2 protein-coding genes are annotated in these 2,015 nt (G+C 66.0%); both read left to right on the top strand.

What is annotated here, in order from left to right; genetic code table 11:
* Nucleotides 1-51: 51 nt before the first annotated feature.
* Nucleotides 52-570, top strand: coding sequence for an Hcp family type VI secretion system effector (locus tag MF6396_RS27980; RefSeq protein WP_043859617.1), 519 nt, complete (start codon nt 52-54; stop codon nt 568-570).
* Nucleotides 571-657: 87 nt separating this feature from the next.
* Nucleotides 658-2,015 (top strand): type VI secretion system tip protein TssI/VgrG (gene tssI / locus MF6396_RS27975; RefSeq protein WP_153046152.1); only part of this gene is annotated, 1,358 nt, incomplete at its 3' end.

The following is a 2,015-nucleotide window of genomic DNA, read 5'->3' as shown; positions in this document are numbered from 1 at the left end:
CACGGCATTTTTCGCCTGTTCGGCTTCACTTTCTGCAAGGAGCAAACCCCCATGGCAACACCTGCCTACATGTCCGTCACCGGCACCAAACAAGGCCTGATCACCGCCGGTGCCTTCACCGCCGATTCGGTCGGCAACACCTACCAGGAAGGCCACGAAGACCAGGTCATGGTCCAGGGCTTCAACCACGAAGTGATCATCCCGCGCGACCCGCAGTCCGGTCAGCCGACCGGCCAGCGCGTGCACAAGCCGGTGGTCATCACCAAGGTCTTCGACAAGGCGTCGCCCCTGCTGCTGGCCGCGCTGACCTCCGGCGAGCGCCTGACCGAAATCGTCATCCACTGGTACCGCACCTCGGCGGCCGGCACCCAGGAGCACTATTTCACCACCAAGCTCGAAGACGCGATCATCGTCGACATCAAGGACTACATGCACAACTGCCAGGACCCGGCCAACGCGCACTTCACCCACCTTGAAGACGTGCACTTCACCTACCGCAAGATCACCTGGACCCACGAAGTGTCCGGTACCTCCGGCTCGGACGACTGGCGTACCCCGGTCGCCGGCTAAGCCTGCGTTAGTTCACTGCCCCGGCCAGCCAGCATGGCCGGCCGGGGCAGCCTGTCACCCCAGTTTTTGCAGCGGGAGGAACATCGGATGTTCTCAGCGGCCAACCAGCCCCATTTCACCCTGACCCTGGACGGGGTCGACAGCGACTTTCAGGTGCTGTCGTTCAGCGGGCGCGAAGCGCTCAGCCAGCCGTTCGAATTCGAACTGGAGCTGGTCAGTGAACGGGCGTCGCTGAACCTCGAATCCCTCCTGCACACGCTCGCCTTCCTGCAGCTGTCGCCCAGCGGCAGCGGCATTCACGGGCTGGTCTACAGCGCCGCGCAGGGCGAAGCCGGGCGGCGCCTGTCGCGCTACCGGCTGGTGCTGCGCCCGCAGCTGGCGTACCTGGCGCACCGCATCAACCAGCGCATCTTCCAGCACAAGACGGTGCCGCAGATCATCGCCCAGGTGCTCGAAGAGCATGGCATCCTCGCCAGCGACCACCGCTTCGTGCTCGGCGCGGTGTACCCCGAGCGGGTGTACTGCGTGCAGTACGACGAGTCCGCCCTGCACTTCATCCAGCGCCTGTGCGAGGAGGAGGGTATCCACTACCACTTCCAGCACAGCCCGCAGGGCCATGCGCTGGTGTTCGGCGACGACCAGACCGTATTCCCCACCCTGGCCCCGGTGGCCTACCAGCAGGACACCGGGCTGGTGGCCGACGTGCCGGTGATCAAGCGCTTCGGCCTGCGCCTGGCCACGCGCACCAGCCGCACCACGCGGCGCGACTACGACTTCACCAAACCGCGCATCCAGCTCGAAAGCGACGCCGACAGCGGCGCCGCGCCGGACCTGGAAGACTACGCCTACCCGGCCCGCTTCAGCGACCGCGCGCGCGGCAAGCACCTGGCCACCCGCGCCCTGGAGCGCCACCGCAGCGACTACCGCCTGGCCGAGGGCCGCAGCGACCAGCCGAGCCTGGTCAGCGGGCATTTTCTGAGCCTGACCGAGCATGCCAACCCGGCGTGGAACGACCTGTGGCTGCTCACCGAAGTGCTGCATGAAGGCAAGCAGCCGCAAGTGCTCGAGGAGGTGATCAGCAGCGACGTCACCGACCTCAAGGACGACTTTCACCAGGGCTATCGCAACCGCTTCTACGCCACGCCGTGGGACGTGCCGTACCGTCCGCCGCTGAGGCATCCCAAGCCCAAAGTGCTGGGTGCGCAACGTGCTGTAGTGACCGGCCCGGAAGGCGAAGAGATCTATTGCGACGAGTACGGCCGGGTCAAGGTGCAGTTCTTCTGGGACCGCGAAGGCCAGTCGGACGACAAGACCACCTGCTGGATGCGCGTGGCCTCCAACTGGGCCAGCCAGAGCAGCTTCGGCGCCATCTCGCTGCCGCGTGTGGGCATGGAGGTGCTGATCACCTTTCTGGAAGGCGACCCCGACCAGCCGCTGATCACCGG

The sequence above is a fragment of the Pseudomonas sp. MF6396 genome, assembly GCF_002018915.1.
Classification (GTDB): Bacteria; Pseudomonadota; Gammaproteobacteria; order Pseudomonadales; family Pseudomonadaceae; genus Aquipseudomonas; species Aquipseudomonas palmensis.
Note: the sequence above shows the minus strand (reverse complement) of the source record. Positions and strands in the feature narration are given on the sequence as shown.